At 68.1% G+C, this 16903-nt stretch carries 17 protein-coding genes; 6 read left to right on the top strand and 11 right to left on the bottom strand.

The genetic code is table 11. The features are described 5' to 3' along the window. Window positions 1-36: 36 nt before the first annotated feature. Window positions 37-1182, bottom strand: coding sequence for a branched-chain amino acid ABC transporter substrate-binding protein (locus tag DIE02_RS15230; protein ID WP_124529320.1), 1146 nt, complete (start codon window positions 1180-1182; stop codon window positions 37-39). Window positions 1183-1252: 70 nt separating this feature from the next. After that, on the bottom strand, window positions 1253-2290 hold the full coding sequence (locus tag DIE02_RS15235) for a histone deacetylase family protein (protein ID WP_124487082.1): 1038 nt from the start codon (window positions 2288-2290) through the stop codon (window positions 1253-1255). 125 nt (window positions 2291-2415) lie between these two features. Here DIE02_RS15235 and DIE02_RS15240 point away from each other — a divergent pair, with 125 nt between their 5' ends. The 5 genes from DIE02_RS15240 (at window position 2416) to dbpA (ending at window position 7540) form a co-directional block, all read left to right on the top strand. Then, window positions 2416-2904 carry an Lrp/AsnC family transcriptional regulator gene (locus DIE02_RS15240; protein WP_124487083.1) on the top strand — a complete coding sequence of 163 codons (489 nt, stop codon included), beginning with the start codon at window positions 2416-2418 and terminating at the stop codon, window positions 2902-2904. A gap of 61 nt (window positions 2905-2965) precedes the next feature. After that, complete coding sequence (locus DIE02_RS15245) at window positions 2966-3295, top strand: hypothetical protein (protein WP_124521005.1); 330 nt, start codon at window positions 2966-2968, stop codon at window positions 3293-3295. Window positions 3296-3817: 522 nt separating this feature from the next. Further along, complete coding sequence (mqo, locus tag DIE02_RS15250) at window positions 3818-5461, top strand: malate dehydrogenase (quinone) (protein WP_124529322.1); 1644 nt, start codon at window positions 3818-3820, stop codon at window positions 5459-5461. A 487-nt stretch (window positions 5462-5948) separates the two neighbouring features. Further along, entirely contained in the window at window positions 5949-6146 is a 198-nt protein-coding gene (locus DIE02_RS15255) for a hypothetical protein (RefSeq protein ID WP_044845448.1), read from the top strand. Further along, window positions 6143-7540, top strand: coding sequence for an ATP-dependent RNA helicase DbpA (dbpA, locus tag DIE02_RS15260; RefSeq protein ID WP_124529324.1), 1398 nt, complete (start codon window positions 6143-6145; stop codon window positions 7538-7540). Before DIE02_RS15255 ends, dbpA begins: the two co-directional genes overlap by 4 nt. Before the next feature lie 29 nt (window positions 7541-7569). Here dbpA and DIE02_RS15265 read toward each other — a convergent pair whose 3' ends face one another. Further along, entirely contained in the window at window positions 7570-8454 is an 885-nt protein-coding gene (locus tag DIE02_RS15265) for a LysR substrate-binding domain-containing protein (RefSeq protein WP_124529326.1), read from the bottom strand. Window positions 8455-8575: 121 nt separating this feature from the next. Here DIE02_RS15265 and hndA point away from each other — a divergent pair, with 121 nt between their 5' ends. Then, complete coding sequence (gene hndA / locus DIE02_RS15270) at window positions 8576-9526, top strand: 2-hydroxy-1-naphthoic acid nonoxidative decarboxylase (RefSeq protein ID WP_124520918.1); 951 nt, start codon at window positions 8576-8578, stop codon at window positions 9524-9526. An 84-nt stretch (window positions 9527-9610) separates the two neighbouring features. Here the strand turns inward: hndA and DIE02_RS15275 are convergent, their stop codons facing one another. The 8 genes from DIE02_RS15275 to DIE02_RS15310 form a co-directional block, all read right to left on the bottom strand. Beyond that, window positions 9611-10513, bottom strand: coding sequence for a transporter (locus DIE02_RS15275; protein WP_124487088.1), 903 nt, complete (start codon window positions 10511-10513; stop codon window positions 9611-9613). A gap of 67 nt (window positions 10514-10580) precedes the next feature. Beyond that, the gene (locus DIE02_RS15280; RefSeq protein ID WP_124529328.1) at window positions 10581-11402 is read right to left on the bottom strand and encodes an alpha/beta fold hydrolase; all 822 of its coding nucleotides are present in this window, start codon (window positions 11400-11402) and stop codon (window positions 10581-10583) included. Window positions 11403-11439: 37 nt separating this feature from the next. Beyond that, window positions 11440-11649, bottom strand: coding sequence for a 4-oxalocrotonate tautomerase family protein (locus tag DIE02_RS15285; RefSeq protein ID WP_124529330.1), 210 nt, complete (start codon window positions 11647-11649; stop codon window positions 11440-11442). A gap of 9 nt (window positions 11650-11658) precedes the next feature. Further along, the gene (gene dmpH / locus DIE02_RS15290; protein ID WP_124487090.1) at window positions 11659-12447 is read right to left on the bottom strand and encodes a 2-oxo-3-hexenedioate decarboxylase; all 789 of its coding nucleotides are present in this window, start codon (window positions 12445-12447) and stop codon (window positions 11659-11661) included. Then, window positions 12444-13490 carry a 4-hydroxy-2-oxovalerate aldolase gene (gene dmpG, locus DIE02_RS15295; RefSeq protein WP_044845455.1) on the bottom strand — a complete coding sequence of 349 codons (1047 nt, stop codon included), beginning with the start codon at window positions 13488-13490 and terminating at the stop codon, window positions 12444-12446. The genes dmpH and dmpG overlap by 4 nt, the downstream gene beginning before the upstream one ends. Window positions 13491-13534: 44 nt before the next feature. After that, entirely contained in the window at window positions 13535-14455 is a 921-nt protein-coding gene (locus DIE02_RS15300) for an acetaldehyde dehydrogenase (acetylating) (protein WP_124529332.1), read from the bottom strand. 41 nt (window positions 14456-14496) lie between these two features. Next, on the bottom strand, window positions 14497-15279 hold the full coding sequence (gene dmpE, locus DIE02_RS15305) for a 2-oxopent-4-enoate hydratase (protein ID WP_044845457.1): 783 nt from the start codon (window positions 15277-15279) through the stop codon (window positions 14497-14499). A 28-nt stretch (window positions 15280-15307) separates the two neighbouring features. Then, a complete protein-coding gene (locus DIE02_RS15310) occupies window positions 15308-16819 on the bottom strand; it encodes a 2-hydroxymuconic semialdehyde dehydrogenase (protein ID WP_124529334.1) in 1512 nt (503 codons plus the stop codon). Window positions 16820-16903: the final 84 nt, after the last annotated feature.

Consider the following 16903-nt stretch of genomic DNA (forward strand, 5'->3'; position numbering starts at 1 on the left):
CGCGCATGGCGCGCTGCGCCGTGCGCCCCGCTCGCATCACATCCTGACGATATCGAGCAGCGCCTTCCTGCCGCTCTTGTAAGTGAATACCGAGATCGCACCGTGCTTCAGGTCTCCCTGCGGCGTGAAGCTCGTTTCGCCGATCACGCCGCGATAGTCGGTCGCCGGCATCGCGGCGAGCACCTTCGCCGGGTCCGTCGAGTTCGCGCGCTTCATCGCGTCGACGATGATGTACACCGCGTCGTACGAGAACGGTGCATACACCTGCATCGGCTGGCGATAGCGCGCCTCGTAACGTTTCACGAACGCCGCGCCGCCCGGCATCTTCTCGAGCGCGATGCCGGCTTCCGAGCACACGACGTTGTCCGATGCCGGACCCGCGAGCTTCGGCAGGTCGGTCGAGCACACGCCGTCGCCGGCGAGGATCTTCGCGCGCATGCCGAGCTGGCGCGCCTGCTTCGCGAGCGGACCGCCCGTCGCGTCCATCCCGCCGTACATGATCGCGTCGGGGTTCTCGCCCTTGATCTTCGTTAGGATCGCGCGGAAGTCGATCGCCTTGTCGTTGGTCGCATCGCGCGAGACGATCTTCATCCCGGCCGCTTTCGCCGCCTTTTCGAACTCGGTCGCGAGGCCCTGCCCGTACGCGGTCGAATCGTCGACCACGGCGACCGTCCTGATGCCCAGGTGCTTCGCCGCGTACATCGCGAGCGCGGGCCCTTGCTGCGCATCGGTCGCGACGACGCGATAGGTCGTCTTGAAGCCCTGCTGCGTGTAGGTCGGGTTGGTCGCGGCCTGCGAGATCTGCACGACGCCGCCGTCGCGATAGACGCGCGATGCGGGAATCGACGTACCCGAGTTGTGATGGCCGACGACGCCGACCACCTTGTCGTCGACGAGCCGCTGCGCGACCTGCGTCGCGGTGCGCGGGTCGCCCGCGTCGTCCTGCGCGTCGAGCTGCAGCGTGACCTTCCTGCCGCCGATCGCGAGCCCCTTCGCGTTGATTTCCTCGACCGCGAGCCGCGCGCCGTTCTCGCTGTCCTTGCCGAGATGCGCGATCGCGCCGGTCAGCGGCGCGACGTGCCCGATGCGCACGATCTCGTCCGCGTGCGCGGACAGCGCGAATAGTGCACACGCCAGCGCGACCGCGCATGCCGCCTTGTTCCGATGCCGATTCCGATTCATGTTCGTCTCCTTCCTTTTCGCTATTGGTTCGTGATCCGTACCATCGTCGATTGCGGGCAAAGCGATGCGCTCACGCGCGCCCTTCGAAGCCGAGCAGCACGTTCACCGCGTTGATACCGATTTCCTCGACCATGTAGCCGCCTTCCATCACGAACAGCGTCGGCAGGTTCAGGCGCGCGAGCGCGGCGCCGATCCGCAGGTAGTCGGGCGAGCGCAGCTTGAAATGGCTGATCGGATCGTGCTCGAACGTGTCGACGCCGAGCGACACGACGAGCAGGTCGGGCGCGTGCTTCGCGATCGCGGCAGTGGCCTGGCCGAGCGCCGCCGAGTAGGTGTCCCACTGCGTGCCCTTCGGCAGCGGCAGGTTCAGGTTGAAGCCTTCGCCCGCGCCCGCGCCGCGCTCGTCGGCATGGCCCGAGAAGTACGGATACGACACCGCCGGCTCGCCGTGCAGCGACGCGAACAACACGTCCGAACGCTCGTAGAAGATGTCTTGCGTGCCGTTGCCATGATGGAAGTCGACGTCCAGCACCGCGACGCGCGCCGCACCGCTCGCGATGCCGTGCTGCGCGGCGATCGCCGCGTTGTTCAGATAGCAGTAGCCGCCCATGTACTCGCGGCCCGCATGGTGGCCGGGCGGACGGCACAGCGCGAACGCCGCGCGCGCGCTGCCGTTCGCCAGCAGGTCGGCGCCGGTGAGCGCCGAGTTCGCGCTCGCGCTCACCGCGTCCCACGTGCCGGCGTTGATCGGCGCACCGGCATCCATCGCGAAGAAGCCGAGCTTGCCGTCGATGAAGTCGGGCAGCGTCGCCGCCGACGGCATCGCGCGCACCGGCCACACGAGCGGCAGCGCCTGGCAGGTGCGGCCGGTCGCGGCCCATTCGTCCCATGCGCCGGCGAGAAAGTCGACATAGCGCGCGCTGTGCGCGCCGGCATAGCTCGAGCGGTCGAACGCGCGCGGCGCGATCACGTCGCCGAGGCCGGCCGCGCGGACCTGCGCGAGCACCGTTTCGGCGCGAAGGGGGTTCTCGAACGAATCGGTGATCGCGCCGTCCTTCAGTTCGACGCCGCGATGCAGATGGTGATCGCTGCTGTAGACCGTGAGCATGGTTGACCGTTGCAGTGAAGGCTGTGAGGGGTGGCAACAGTCTATTGAGGCCAGTCGGCAATAACTTTGCTTTTCAACTCTTCGTTTCGTACAATTTTGAGAAAACCGTCTACGGAGACCCGGAAATGAGCAAAAATCGCGCTTCGGTGGAGCTGGACGGTGTCGATCGCGCGATGCTCCGCCTGCTGCAGGAAGACGGCGCGCTGTCCAACGCGACGCTCGGCGAACGGTTGGCGCTGAGCGTCACGCCGTGCTGGCGGCGGCGCAAGCGGCTAGAAGACGAAGGCGTGATCACCGGCTACCAGGCGAACCTCGACCGCCGCGCGCTCGGCATGAACGTGTTCGCGTTCGTGCAGGTCACGTTCAACATGCATTCGGACCAGGATTCGGATCACTTCGAGGACGTGATGCGGCGTCACGACGAAGTGACGTCGTGCCACAAGATCACCGGCGCGGCCGACTACATCCTGCAGGTCGTCGCCGCCGATCTCGACACGTATGCGGAATTCGTCGAACGCGTGCTGAGAAAGCAGGCCGGCGTGTCGTCGATCCAGTCGAGCCTCGCGCTGCGCGAGGTCAAGTTCTCGTCGCGCGTGCCGGTGCCGGATGCGTGATCGATCAAGCGCCCGTGCACGGGCATCCGCTGTCGACCTTCATCCCATGGAGCGCTACCGCATGAAACATTGCATTCCTTCCGCACCGCTTGCCGCCGCGATCGCTCTCGCGTTTGCATTGGGCGCGTGCGCGACGCAACCGCCTGCCCCGCTTCCACCCAATGTCGCCGGGCAGGACCCGCAGGGCACGCAGACCGCCCAGGCTACCGAAGCCGCCCCGCCGATGGTCGGCGGCGATCGCGACGCGCACGGCTGCATCGGCTCGGCCGGTTATGCCTGGTGCGACACGACCCGACAATGCGAGCGCCCGTGGGAACTTGCGAAGGCGCATGGCTTCGCGAACTCGGCGCAGGGATACGAGCAGTTCTGCCGGAACGGCGCAGCGAAGTGAAGTAATGCGATGTGACCGGGTCGCGATGCAACGTCGCGCCCCGATGAAGTGCAAGCGCGATGCGCGCGTTTCGCCCCGCTGATCCCGCCGTTTTTCCCGTTCCGCGCACCGTCATTCCGGAAACCCGGACACACAAAAAAACCCCACGAAATCAGGGATATTCCGCGCGAGCGACACGGCAATCGAGTTCGGTTATATTACGCGCCCCTTGCCATCCCGCCCCGCGGAACGCATTGCGCGCGGCCGCTTTCGACGCGGTCTGAAACGCCTTCCGGCGAGGCCCGCAGCAAGGGCCTGCGCGCCCGTCGCACGACCGCGAAGCAGCCGATTGCACGCGTACATGAAGCCGATCCGAAGGTGTCCTTCGCAACGGCCTCGCGTGCGCAAATGCAACGGTGAACGCGGTCGGTCCGGAATTCCGGATTCGCGATCCGGATCTCCGGATGCGCGATCCGGTTGCGAATCCGCATCGGCCGGGCGGCATGGCAAACCGATGCATCCAAGTTGAAAAAGGGATCTGCTGTGATCAAAACGTTACGGGTAATACTGTCGGCGCTCGCGCTGTGCGTCGCGACGTCGTCCGCGCATGCCGCCGATACGAAGAAGGTCGACGTCCTGCTGGTGGGCGGCGGCATCATGAGCTCGACGCTCGGCGTGTGGCTGCACGAGCTGCAGCCCGACTGGTCGATGACGATGGTCGAGCGCCTCGACGGCGTCGCACTGGAAAGCTCGAACGGCTGGAACAACGCGGGCACCGGCCACTCGGCGCTCGCCGAGCTGAACTACACGCCGGAGAAGGCGGACGGCAAGATCGACATCTCGAAGGCGATCGAGATCAACGAGTCGTTCCAGATCTCGCGCCAGTTCTGGGCCTGGCAGGTCCGGCAGGGCGTGCTGAAGAACCCGCACTCGTTCATCAACTCGACGCCGCACATGAGCTTCGTGTGGGGCGACGACAACGTCCGCTTCCTGAAGAAGCGCTACGACGCGCTGCAGGCGAGCCCGCTGTTCCGCGGCATGCAGTATTCGGAAGACTACGACCAGATCAAGCAGTGGGTGCCGCTGATGATGGAAGGCCGCGACCGCAACCAGAAGGTCGCGGCAACGTGGACGCCGATCGGCACCGACGTGAACTTCGGCGAGATCACGCGCCAGTTCGTCAGCTACCTGAAGACGCAGCCGAACTTCACGCTGTCGCTGTCGAGCGAAGTGCGCGAGATCTCGCGCAACGCGGACGGCACGTGGCACGTGTCGTGGGTCAAGCTGCATTCGGATGAACCGCCGCAGGCCGTCGACGCGAAGTTCGTGTTCATCGGCGCGGGCGGCGGTGCGCTGCACCTGCTGCAGGCGTCGGGCATCCCCGAGGCGAAGGACTACGGCGCGTTTCCCGTGGGCGGCTCGTTCCTCGTGACCGACAACCCCGAGGTCGTGAAGCGCCACCTCGCGAAGGCGTACGGCAAGGCGTCGGTCGGCTCGCCGCCGATGTCGGTGCCGCACCTCGACACGCGCATCATCGACGGCAAGAAGATCATCCTGTTCGGACCGTTCGCGACGTTCTCGACCAAGTTCCTGAAGAACGGCTCGTACTTCGACCTCGCGAAGAGCACCAACCTGCACAACGTCGCGCCGATGATGCGCGTGGGCGTCGACGAATTCCCGCTCGTCGAGTATCTCGCCGGCCAGCTGATGCTGTCCGACGACGACCGCTTCAACGCGCTGAAGGAATACTTCCCGGACGCGAAGAAGGAAGACTGGCGCCTGTGGCAGGCCGGCCAGCGCGTGCAGATCATCAAGCGCGACCCGAAGAAGGGCGGCGTGCTGAAGCTCGGCACCGAGATCGTCAGCTCGCAGGACGGCAGCATCGCGGGCCTGCTCGGCGCATCGCCGGGCGCGTCGACGGCCGCGCCGATCATGCTGAGCCTGATGCAGAAGGTGTTCAAGGACAAGGTCGCGACGCCCGAATGGCAGCAGAAGCTCCGCCAGATCGTGCCGAGCTACGGCACGAAGCTGAACGACAGCCCGGCGAAGGTCGTCGAGGAATGGACCTATACGAGCGGCGTGCTGCAGCTGTCGCCGCCGCCGAAGATCGACCTGACGGCGCCGTCGCAGGCGACGGGCACTGCTCCGGCGCGTCCCGCGAAGGCGGCGGCCGACATGGCGCTGTAACGCGTCCGGTCCCGTTTCGCCGCATCGCACGGCCGCCCTTCGGGGCGGCCGTTTTTCATCGCGAATGCGGACGGCGCAGCGTGCTGCGTCCTGCGTAGGCTTCACCGGCTGCCATACCGCCCGCCGCACCACGGCCGATCGCCCGCTGCGGGGGCCGTCCGCCACCGGTCGTCCGCCACCGGTCGTCCGCCACCGGCCGTCCGCCACCGGCCCTCCGCCACCGGCCGTCCGCCACCGGCCCTCCGCCGCCAGCCGCCCCGCTGCCGATGACCCCGCTGCGGGCCGCGCGGGGCCGGTCGCCCCAGCCACCGTCCCGCATCCGCTAGAATTGCGGGCACGCGCGACACCGTCGCCACCGATCCACCATCCGCATCGACGCGGTCCACGCGACCGCCGGTGCGGCCCGCGCCCGAGCCGCGCGAGCGCCGCACTTCGTTGCCGCGCCCGCCCGGGCGCGCCACCAACCGAATTCAGCTGGAGAAAGACCGTGTTTACTTGCCGAAACCAGAGCTGCGGCACGCAGTGGGAAACGTCCGACGTCGTCATCAAGGACGAAGGCCAGGGGCTGCTGTTCCGCTGCCCGCTGTGCGGCGCGCGCAACTATCTCGAACGCTTCGAGGACGATGAAGGCAACGTCGCCTACGAACAGATGGAAGGCAAGCCTTACCTCGGAGACCTCGAATGACCCAGCCGACCGCCACGCCCTTCAGCGCGCTGCCGCTGACGCCCGCCACGCTCGCGAACCTCGCGCAGCTCGGCTATGTCGACATGACGCCGATCCAGGCCGCGAGCCTGCCGGTCGCGCTGGCCGGCCAGGACCTGATCGCGCAGGCGAAGACGGGCAGCGGCAAGACCGCCGCGTTCTCGCTCGCGCTGCTGGCGCGCCTCGACGCGCGCCGCTTCGACGTGCAGGCGATGATCCTGTGCCCGACCCGCGAACTCGCCGACCAGGTCGCGCAGGAAGTGCGCCGCCTCGCGCGCGCCGAGGAAAACGTGAAGGTGCTGACGCTGTGCGGCGGCACGCCGATGCGCCCGCAGGCGCAGAGCCTCGAGCACGGTGCGCACATCGTCGTCGGCACGCCGGGCCGCATCATGGATCACCTCGACCGCGGCAACCTGAAGCTCGACGCGCTGAACACGCTCGTGCTCGACGAAGCTGACCGGATGCTCGACATGGGCTTCTTCGACGACATCGCGAAAGTCGCGCGCATGTGCCCGACGACGCGCCAGACGCTGCTGTTCTCGGCGACCTACCCGGACGGCATCGCGAAGCTGAGCCAGCAGTTCCTGCGCAATCCGAAGGAAGTGAAGCTCGAGGAGCGCCACGACGACAGCAAGATCCGCCAGCGCTTCTACGAAGTGACGGAAACCGAGCGGCTGCACGCGGTCGGCCAGTTGCTGAACCACTACCGGCCGGTGAGCACGATCGCGTTCTGCAACACCAAGCAGCAATGCCGCGACCTGCTCGACGTGCTGCACGCGCAGGGCTTCCACGCGCTCGCGCTGCACGGCGAGCTCGAACAGCGCGAACGCGACCAGGTGCTGATCCAGTTCGCGAACCGCAGCTGCTCGGTGCTGGTCGCGACCGACGTGGCCGCGCGCGGGCTCGACATCGCGCAGCTCGAGGCCGTGATCAACGTCGACGTGACGCCCGACCCCGAAGTGCACGTGCACCGCATCGGCCGCACCGGCCGCGCGGACCAGGAAGGCTGGGCGCTGAGCCTCGCCAGCATGGACGAGATGGGCCGCGTCGGCGCGATCGAGCAGACGCAGAAGCGCGACGTCGAATGGCATCCGCTCGCGGAACTGAAGCCGGCCGGCAACGACACGCTGCTGCCGCCGATGGAAACGCTGCAGATCCTCGGCGGACGCAAGGACAAGATCCGCCCGGGCGACGTGCTCGGCGCGCTGACCGGCGATGCGGGGTTCGACGGCAAGCAGATCGGCAAGATCAACGTGACCGAGTTCTCGACCTATGTCGCGGTCGAGCGTGGCGTCGCGCGCGACGCGCTGCGCAAGCTCAATGCGGGGAAGATCAAGGGCAAGCGGGTCAAGGTCCGGTTGATGGACGAAGAGTGACGCGGTGATGCCGGCGCGCGCCGCAATCCTTATGCGGCGCGCCCGCCCAGCATCGCCAGATACTGCCGTACCGCACCCCATTCCCCGCCGCTGCGGCTGAGCGCGACGAGTTCGGACCCCGGCACGCTGCCGGCGAGTTTCCGGTACACGACGTTCGGCGCCGCGATCCGGCTGAGCGGCGCCGGCACCAGCGCCACGCCGAGACCGGCGCCCGTCAGCGCCAGCACCGACAGCGTGCTGCTCACCTTGTGCGCGATGTGCGGCGTCTTGCCGAGCACCCGCCGCAGGATCGCCAACTGCCCTTCGTCGTCGCCGTCGGCGGCATAGAAAATGAACGGTTCGTCCGCGAGCGCCGCGACGCTCACCGAGCGCCGCTTCGCGAGCGCATGCCGGTCGCTCATCATCACGTCCCACGCCCAGCTGCCGATCGTGCGCACGGCCAGCTTCGGATCGAACGCCGTGCCGAAGGCCGGGCAGTAGCCGATGTCGAGCCGGCCCGCCAGGATCGCGTCCTGCTGCGCGGCCGGCGCCATTTCGTGCAGGTCGAGCGCCACTTCCGGCCACGCCGCGTGAAACGCGCTCAGGTCGTCGGACAGCCGCCCCGTCGCGACCGCATTGCCGACGAAGCCGATCCGCACCATGCCCGTCTCGCCGCGCGCCGCGCGCTGCACGACCGTCTTCGCGCGCGCGGCCTGCTCGAGCGTGTGCCGCGCTTCGGCGACGAGCAAGCGGCCCGCGTCGGTCAGCAGCACCTTGCGGGTGCTGCGCTCGAACAGCGTCGCGCCGAGTTCCTCCTCGAGCGCGCGGATCTGCGCGCTCAATGCGGGCTGCACGATATGCAGCCGCTCCGCCGCGCGGCCGAAATGCCCTTCTTCTGCGACCGCGAGAAAGTAGCGCAAATGGCGAAGGTCCATACGGTCGATTGATCACCCTAAACGATTAATCTCGAAATTTAATCTATTGGAATGAAAAATCAAGCGCGCGCATCCTGATGGTCATCCGCTGCGTCACAGCCCACCTGCAAGGAGCCCCGTCGTGTCCGACCGCAACCGCATCGATGTTCACCAGCATGTCGTCCCGCCGTTCTGGGCCGCAGCCCTCCCGTCGCACGGCGGCGATCCGTCCGGCTGGGGCAGCCCGACCTGGAGCCCGGAAGCCGCGCTTGCGTTCATGGACTCGCTGGAGATCCAGACCGGCGTGCTGTCGCTGACGGCGCCCGGCGTGCAGGGCTGGAACGGCCAGGCCAAGCGCGACATGGCGCGCCAGGTCAACGAATACGTGGCCGGCCTCGTCGCGCAACGGCCGACCCGCTTCGGCAACTTCGCGACACTGCCGCTGCCCGACGTCGACGGCACGCTCGCCGAGATCGATCACGCGTTCGACACGCTGAAGGCCGACGGCGTCGTGCTGCTCAGCAACTACGGCGGCACCTATCTCGGCGATGCGGCATTCGACGCCGTGTGGGCCGCGCTGGATCGCCGCCACGCGGTGGTGTTCATTCATCCGGCCAAGCCCGCGATCGACGTGCTGCCCGGCATGCCCGGCCCGCTGCTCGACTACCCGTTCGATACGACGCGCACCGCGCTGCAGCTCGTGCTCAACGGCGTGATCGCGCGCTACCCGAACGTGCGCATCATCCTGTCGCACGCCGGCGGCTTCCTGCCGTACACCGCGTACCGCTTTGCCGAACTCGCGCCGGGCGTGCGCAACGACGTGCCGGATCGCGACGGGCTGCTCGACCTGCTGCGCACGTTCTACTTCGACACCGCGCTGTCGTCGCCGTCCGCGCTGCCGAGCCTCACCGCGTTCGCGCAACCGGATCGCGTGCTGTACGGCAGCGACTTCCCGTATGCGCCGCCGGCCGTCGGCACGTCGTTCACCGCGGCGCAGGACGCGTATGCCGCGCTGGGCGCCGACCGGCACGCTGCGCTCAATCGCGCGAACGCGCTGCCGCTGTTCCCGCGCCTCGCCGCACTCGCGCGATAACGCGCGACGCAGTGCCGCGTGACGCCCCATCGCGGCGGCGTCACGCGCGCAACCGCCCGCGGCCGTCCGCGCCGCGCGGCACCGTCAGAACGGAATGACGGCCTTCGCCCAAACGGCCTCGCCGGCCGGCCGGTTGCGCACGAAGAATTCCTTCACGACGCGCGCTTCCAGGCTGACCTTGCCGAACTGGTAACGGACACCGGGGCCGATCGCGAACGTCTGTCCGCGAAAGCCGTCGCCCGCGACCGGCTGGCCGTTCTGCATGTCGTCGGTGGTCTGCTTGACGAAGTAGCCCGACAGCCCGACGCGCGCCTTCGGCGTGACCGCGTAGCTCGCCGAGTAATCGATGTGGAACAGGTTGCCCGAGTGGTAATGGGTGTCGTTGTTCGGCGAGTTGAAGCTGTACGTGATCTTCGCGGACACCTCGACCTTGTCGTTCGGCAGCCACGTCACGCCGAACACCGGCCGCGCGGTGTAGTAGTTCTTGCCGGTGTTCAGCGCCGCACGCATGTCGTACTGGCCGGTCGGAAACACGAATTCGATCGCCGCGACGGTGCGCAACGCGCCCGATCCCCACGCGATCAGCGCGGGGCTGACGATCAGGTCGCCGAGATTGGTGCGGTCGAACGACGCGCCGCCCGCATCCAGCGCCAGATGCTCCATCGGCAGCACCGCATACGCACCGTAGCGCCCGCCGAGCACCGACAGGTTCGACATCCACACGACGCGCGGAATCAGCACGTCGGCATCGAGCTTGAAACCGGGCACCGAACCGTTGCCGTGCGAATCGTTGAAGCGCGATGCATGGTAGTGCGTGTAGTACAGCAGCGCGTACAGCCCGGCCGGCGGCAGCGCGCCGGCGAAGAACGCTTCCGCGCCCTCGCCGATCGTGTCGCCGCCGCCCTCCGTTGCAAACGCGCCGGTGCTCAGCGCCATGCCCGCGCACGCGGCGAGCGAAACCAGTCCGAATGCAGCCTTTCGTTTCATCGATGTCTCCAATATTCGTTCTACTGAATTGATTTTTTATGGTCGTCCCGCGCGCCGCCCCCGCCGGCTATTCGTTGAAGTGCTCGATCACGAGCCGGTTGAAGCGCGCCGCGTGCTCGATCTGCGTCCAGTGTCCGCAACGGCCGAACACGTGCAGCTGCGCATTCGGCAGCAGTTCCAGCAGCCGCGTCGAGCTGTCGAGCGGAATCACGCGGTCCTCGCGGCCGTGCACGATCAGCGTCTCGTGCGGCAGCGCGCGCAGTTTCGCCTCGTCGCTCGCGAGTGCATCGACCCAGCGCTGACGCGGCGCGGGAAACATGTTCGCGAAGGCCTCCTGGTAGCCGGGCCGCACACTCGCGGCGTAGCGCAGCTTCGCGAGTTCGTCGTTCACGAGCGTGCGATCGAACGCGAAGATGTCCAGCAGGCCGCGCATGTTCCCGATCGACGGCGTATAGCCCCACACGGCGTCGAGCCCTTCGGTGAGCGTGAAGCGCGTGCCGGCCGCGCCCATCAGCACGAGCCGGCCGACCCGTTCGGGCGCGCGGATCGCCAGCGCGAGCGCGAGCGCGCCGCCGAACGAGTTGCCGATCACGTGCGCGTGCTCGACGTCGAGCGCATCGAGCAGGCCGAGTGCGTGGTCGACCCAGTGGTCCATCGAATACACGTAATCGCGCGGCCGCTCGGTTTCACCGAAGCCGGCCATGTCCGGCGCGATCACGCGAAACCGCGCGGCAAGCGCGGGCATCGTGAGCCGCCAGTTCGCATAGGCCGTGACGCCCGGCCCCGAGCCGTGGATCAGCAGCACCGGCGGCCCGTCGCCGAGGTCGTGATAGTTGGTGTCGAGACCGGCCGCGACGATCCGGCGGCCCAGTTCGGGATTGCTTGACATGATGCTTCTCCAGTCGGTTTCGGTGGCGCGCGGCGCGTCAGCGCCCGCGTTTCTTCGCGCTCTGCCCGCCGATCCCGAAATGCGCCTTCGGCATCTCGGTGATGATCACGCGCACCGATTCGAGCGGTGCGTCGAGCGAGCGATGGATGGCTTCGCTGACTTCGGCGATCAGGCGTTCCTTCTTGTCGTCGTCGCGGCCTTCCAGGATGTACAGATGAGCTACCGGCACGATGGCCTCCCGTTGCATTCGGAACGTTCAGATGAAGCGCAGGCCGACCGAGCCGATGTCCTGTACGCGCAGCGTCACGTTGTCGCCGGCCGCGACGGCCACCGCCTCCGTGATGCCGCCCGACAGGATCAGGCTGCCCGCCGGGATCGATTCGCCGCGCGCGCCGAGATGGTTCGCGAGCATCGCGATCGCCGCGGCCGGATGCCCGAGCACGGCCGCGCCGGCGCCGAATGCGACCGGCAGCCCGTTCTTCTCGAGCACGATGCCGAGCGTGCGCAGGTCGACGCCGTCCACCGGCAGCGGGCGGCCGCCCGCGACGAAGCGCGCGGCCGACGTGTTGTCGGCCACCACGCTCTTCAGGTCGAACTTGAAATCGCGGTAGCGGCTATCGATCACCTCGATCCCGGCGACGACGAAATCGGTCGCGGCGAGCACCGCGCCGACGTGGCAACCGGGCCCCTTCAGTTCGGCCTTCGTCACGAACGCGATTTCCGGCTCGACCTTCGGATGGATCAGCGCGGACGTGTCGCACTCGCCGCCGTCGGGCAGGTCGTAGACGTCGGTGAGGAAACCGAACACGGGCGTGTCGACGCCCATCTGCCGCATCTTCGCGTGCGACGTCAGGCCGGCCTTGTAGCCGACGATCCGCGCGCCGCGCGCGAGCTGCCGGCGGCGGATCGCATCCTGCACCGCATAGGCATCGTCCCAGTCCATCTCCGGATGACGGTCGGTGATCTTCGGCGTGTCGCATGCTTCACGCGTGCAGTCGTCGAGATGCGCGGCGAGCGCCTCGATCGTGTCGGTCGACAGGTTCATGCGGCCTCCCGCTTCGCTTGCGCCGCGCGCGCCTTCGCGAGCGTCAGCGCGGTGTCCTCGATCATGTCCTCCTGGCCGCCGACCATCCCGCGCCGGCCAAGCTCGACGAGGATGTCGCGCGCCGGAATCCCGTATTTGTCGCCCGCCCGCTTCGCGAACAGCAGGAACGACCCATAGACGCCCGCATAGCCGAGCGTCAGCGCGTCGCGGTCGATCCGGATCGGGAAATCCATCATCGGCACGACGAGATCCTCGGCGACGTCCTGGATCTTCCACACGTCGACGCCGGTTTCGATGCCCATCCGCTCGCACACGGCGACGAAAACTTCGAGCGGCGTGTTGCCGGCGCCGGCGCCGAGCCCCGCCGCCGCGCCGTCGATCCGGTTCGCGCCGGCCTCGATCGCGGCGATCGAGTTCGCGACGCCCATCGCGAGGTTGTGGTGACCGTGAAAGCCCAGCTCCGTGTCGGGCTGCAGCGCGTCGCGCACCGCGCCGAGGCGCGCCTTCACGTCGTCGGGCAGCATGTAGCCCGCCGAGTCGGTGATGTAGATGCAGTTCGCGCCGTACGACTCCATCAGCTTCGCCTGCTTCACCAGCCCTTCCGGGCTGTTCATGTGGCTCATCATCAGGAAGCCGACGGTATCCATGTCGAGCTTGCGCGCCATCGCGATGTGCTGCTCGGAGACGTCCGCCTCGGTGCAGTGCGTCGCGACGCGGATCGTATGCACGCCGAGCGCGTGCGCCTCCTTCAGATGGTCGACGGTGCCGATGCCCGGCAGCAGCAGCGCCGACACCTTCGCGCGCTTCAGCAGCGGGATGACCGCGCCGAGGTATTCCGCGTCGGTATGCGCGGGAAAGCCGTAGTTCACCGACGAGCCGCCGAGGCCGTCGCCGTGCGTGACTTCGATCAGCGGCACGCCGGCCGCGTCGAGCCCGCTCGCGATCGAGCGCATCTGGTCGAGCGTCATCTGGTGACGCTTCGGGTGCATGCCGTCACGCAGCGTCATGTCGTGGACGGTGATTCGCTTGCCTTTGAGATTCATTTCCGTTCCTTTTCGTCCGGTCGTGGAAGTCGGGTCCACAGGCATCAGGCCGCCTGCGCGGCCGATGCCAGCGTGAGGCGGCCGGCCAGCAGTTCCTCCGCGAACATCTCGGCGGTGCGCGCGGCGGCGGCCGTCATGATGTCGAGGTTGCCCGCGTATTTCGGCAGGTAGTCGCCGAGGCCTTCGACCTCGAGATAGACCGACACGCGATTGCCGTCGAACACCGGCCCGTTGACGAGCCGGTAGCCGGGCACGTAGCGCTGCACGTCGGCGATCATCGCGTGCACCGATTCGACGATGCGCGCTTCGTCGGGCGCGCTCTCCGTCAGGCAGTGCACGGTGTCGCGCATGATCAGCGGCGGGTCGGCCGGGTTGATCACGATGATCGCCTTGCCCGCCTTCGCGCCGCCGACCCGCGCGACCGCCGCGGCCGTCGTGCGCGTGAATTCGTCGATGTTCTTGCGCGTGCCGGGGCCGACCGAGCGCGACGACACGGTCGCGACGATCTCGCCGTACGCGACCGGCTGCACGCGCGAGATCGCGCGCACCATCGGGATCGTCGCCTGGCCGCCGCAGGTGACCATGTTGACGTTCATCTCGCCGGAGCCGATGTGGTCCTTCAGGTTGACCGGCGGCACGCAGTACGGACCGATCGCGGCCGGCGTCAGGTCGATCATCAGCACGCCGAGCGCATTGAGCTTGCGGCTGTTTTCCGCGTGGACGTACGCGCTCGTCGCATCGAACGCGATCTGCACGCCGTCCGCCTGCACGTGCGGCAGCAGGCCGTCGACGCCGTCCGCGGTGGTCTTGAGGCCGAGTTCGCGCGCGCGTTTCAGGCCGTCGGAATCGGGATCGATGCCGACCATCCACACGGGTTCGAGCACGGGGCTGCGCATCAGCTTGGCGAGCAGGTCGGTGCCGATGTTGCCGGGACCGATCAGCGCGCAACGGATCTTTCGGGTCATGGGGAATGCCTCGTTAGCGTGGAAAGGAGAACGGGCGGCGCTCACGCGAACCGCACCGAACACGCGCCGATCCCGCCGATCGACACGCGGAAGTTGTCGCCGCGCGCGGCCGGCGCCATCGCGGCGAGCGCGCCGGACAGGATCACTTCGCCGGCCTTCAGCGGAATGCCGAGGCGGCCGAGCGTGTTGGCGAGCCACGCGACCGCGTTCACCGGCGAGCCGAGCGCGGCCGCGCCGGCACCGGTGCCGATCACGTCGCCGTTCTTCTCGAGCACCATCCCGCAGGTCGACAGGTCGACGCTGCGCGTGCTCACGGCCTTGTCGCCAAGCACGAACACGCCGCACGACGCGTTGTCGGCGACCGTGTCGCCGATGCGGATCTTCCAGTCGCGAATGCGCGAATCGACGATCTCGAAGCACGGCATCACGCATTCGGTCGCCGCCAGCACCATCGCGTTCGTCACGCCGGGGCCGAGCAGGTCGCGCTTCAGCACGAACGCGATCTCGCCTTCGGCCTTCGGCTGGATCAGCGTGTCGAGCGCGATGCACTCGCCGTCGCCATACACCATGCCCGACAGCAGGTAGCCGAAGTCCGGCTGGTACACGCCGAGCATGTCCATCACCGCCTTCGACGTGACGCCGATCTTCTTGCCGATCACGGTCTCGCCCGCGTCGAGGCGGCGCTGCACGAAGCGCTGCTGAATGCGGTACGCGTCGTCGACCGACAGGTCCTCGTGCTGCGATGTCAGCGGCGCGATCGGTTCGCGCGACGTCATCGCGTCGTACAGCCGGTCGCCCAGCGTGGTAATCAACGTGGAGTCCATAAGAGTGTTCCGGTCAGTAACGGTTGGGTCAGAGCTTCACGCAGACGTTGCGCAGTTCCGTGTAGAACTCGAGCGAATGCACGCCGCCCTCGCGGCCGATGCCCGATTGCTTCGCGCCGCCGAACGCGGTGCGCAGGTCGCGCAGGAACCACGAATTGACCCACGCGATGCCGACGTCGATCGACGCCGCGACGCGATGCGCGCGCGACAGGCTGGTCGTCCAGATCGCGGTCGACAGCCCGTACGCATTCGCGTTCGCGCGGCCGATCACTTCGGCTTCCGAGTCAAACGGCATCACGAGCGTGCACGGCCCGAAGATCTCGTCGCGCGCGATCGGCGAATCGTCGCCGAGGCCGGTCCAGATCGTCGGCTGCACCCACGCGCCGCCGCGCAGGTCGTCGGGCATGTCGGGCACGCCGCCGCCCGTCACGACCGTCGCGCCGAGTTCGGCCGCCTTGCGGTAGTACGACAGCACCTTGTCGCGATGCTCCTGGCTGATCAGCGGGCCGAGGCCGGTCGACGCCGCTTCCGGGCGGCCGGGTTGCAACTGCTCGGCGCCGGCCTTCAGCGCCGCGACGAAGCGCTCGAACAGCGGACGCTCGACGTACACGCGCTCGGTGCCGAGGCAGACCTGCCCCGCGTTCGCGAAGCACGAGCGCAACGTGCCTTCGACGGCCGCGTCGAAGTCGCAGTCGGCGAACACGATCGCCGCGTTCTTGCCGCCCATCTCGAGACTGACGGGCCGCGCACCGTCGGCCGCCGCCTTCATGATGGCCGCGCCGGTGCGCGTCTCGCCGGTGAACGTGATCGCGTTCACGCCCGGATGGGTCGTCAGGAATTCGCCGGCCGAAGCCGGCCCGAAGCCGTGCACGACGTTGTAGACGCCGCGCGGCACGCCCGCCTCGTTCATCACTTCGCCGAGCAGCGCGGCCGTCTGCGGCGTCTCCTCCGACGGCTTCACGACCACCGTGTTGCCGCACGCGAGCGCGGGCCCGACCTTCCACGTCATCAGCAGCAGCGGCAGGTTCCACGGGCAGATCACGCCGACCACGCCGACCGGCCGGCGGATCGCGTAGTTGAGCGCGCCCGCGCCGTCCGGCGTCGCCATCTCGAAGGTTTCGCCGGGCACGTTCTTCACGACGTCGGCGAATACCTTGAAGTTCGCGGCGCCGCGCGGAATGTCGATATGGCTCGCGAGGCTCACCGGCTTGCCGGTGTCGGCTACTTCCGCTTCGAGGAAATCGTCGAAGCGGCGCGTGATGCCGTCGGCCACCGCATACAGCAGCTCGACGCGCTGCGCGACCGTCAGCCCGCCCCACGGGCCGGCCAGCGCCGCGCGGGCGGCCTGCACCGCCGCGTCGACGTCGGCGCGGCTCGCTTCGGCCACGCGCGCGATTACCGCGTTGTCGAGCGGCGAGCGCTTGTCGAACCAGCGCTCGCCCGCGCGATAGTCGCCGTCGATGAAGTTGCGGACGCGCCGCGGTTCCGGCTGCCCGCCGGCGGGGCCGCGTTTCGCGGCGTTGGGTTCGGTGTCGTACATGATGGAGTTACCGATAGTCGTGAATCCGTGATCCGTGGGTTCGTGAAGCGTGTTCGCGTGCGATGTCGTGCCGTGTCTTGCCGT

It is taken from the genome of Burkholderia sp. Bp8991 (assembly GCF_003853795.1).
Lineage (GTDB): Bacteria > Pseudomonadota > Gammaproteobacteria > Burkholderiales > Burkholderiaceae > Burkholderia.

Coding starts and splice junctions, on each gene's coding strand:
- dmpE (WP_044845457.1), bottom strand. CDS start 15,279: ATGGACTCCACGTTGATTACCACGCTGGGCGACCGGCTGTACGACGCG.
- DIE02_RS15235 (WP_124487082.1), bottom strand. CDS start 2,290: ATGCTCACGGTCTACAGCAGCGATCACCATCTGCATCGCGGCGTCGAA.
- dmpG (WP_044845455.1), bottom strand. CDS start 13,490: ATGAATCTCAAAGGCAAGCGAATCACCGTCCACGACATGACGCTGCGT.
- DIE02_RS15265 (WP_124529326.1), bottom strand. CDS start 8,454: ATGGACCTTCGCCATTTGCGCTACTTTCTCGCGGTCGCAGAAGAAGGG.
- dmpH (WP_124487090.1), bottom strand. CDS start 12,447: ATGAACCTGTCGACCGACACGATCGAGGCGCTCGCCGCGCATCTCGAC.
- DIE02_RS15310 (WP_124529334.1), bottom strand. CDS start 16,819: ATGTACGACACCGAACCCAACGCCGCGAAACGCGGCCCCGCCGGCGGG.
- DIE02_RS15300 (WP_124529332.1), bottom strand. CDS start 14,455: ATGACCCGAAAGATCCGTTGCGCGCTGATCGGTCCCGGCAACATCGGC.
- DIE02_RS15230 (WP_124529320.1), bottom strand. CDS start 1,182: ATGAATCGGAATCGGCATCGGAACAAGGCGGCATGCGCGGTCGCGCTG.
- DIE02_RS15275 (WP_124487088.1), bottom strand. CDS start 10,513: ATGAAACGAAAGGCTGCATTCGGACTGGTTTCGCTCGCCGCGTGCGCG.
- DIE02_RS15285 (WP_124529330.1), bottom strand. CDS start 11,649: ATGCAACGGGAGGCCATCGTGCCGGTAGCTCATCTGTACATCCTGGAA.
- DIE02_RS15240 (WP_124487083.1), top strand. CDS start 2,416: ATGAGCAAAAATCGCGCTTCGGTGGAGCTGGACGGTGTCGATCGCGCG.
- dbpA (WP_124529324.1), top strand. CDS start 6,143: ATGACCCAGCCGACCGCCACGCCCTTCAGCGCGCTGCCGCTGACGCCC.
- DIE02_RS15245 (WP_124521005.1), top strand. CDS start 2,966: ATGAAACATTGCATTCCTTCCGCACCGCTTGCCGCCGCGATCGCTCTC.
- DIE02_RS15280 (WP_124529328.1), bottom strand. CDS start 11,402: ATGTCAAGCAATCCCGAACTGGGCCGCCGGATCGTCGCGGCCGGTCTC.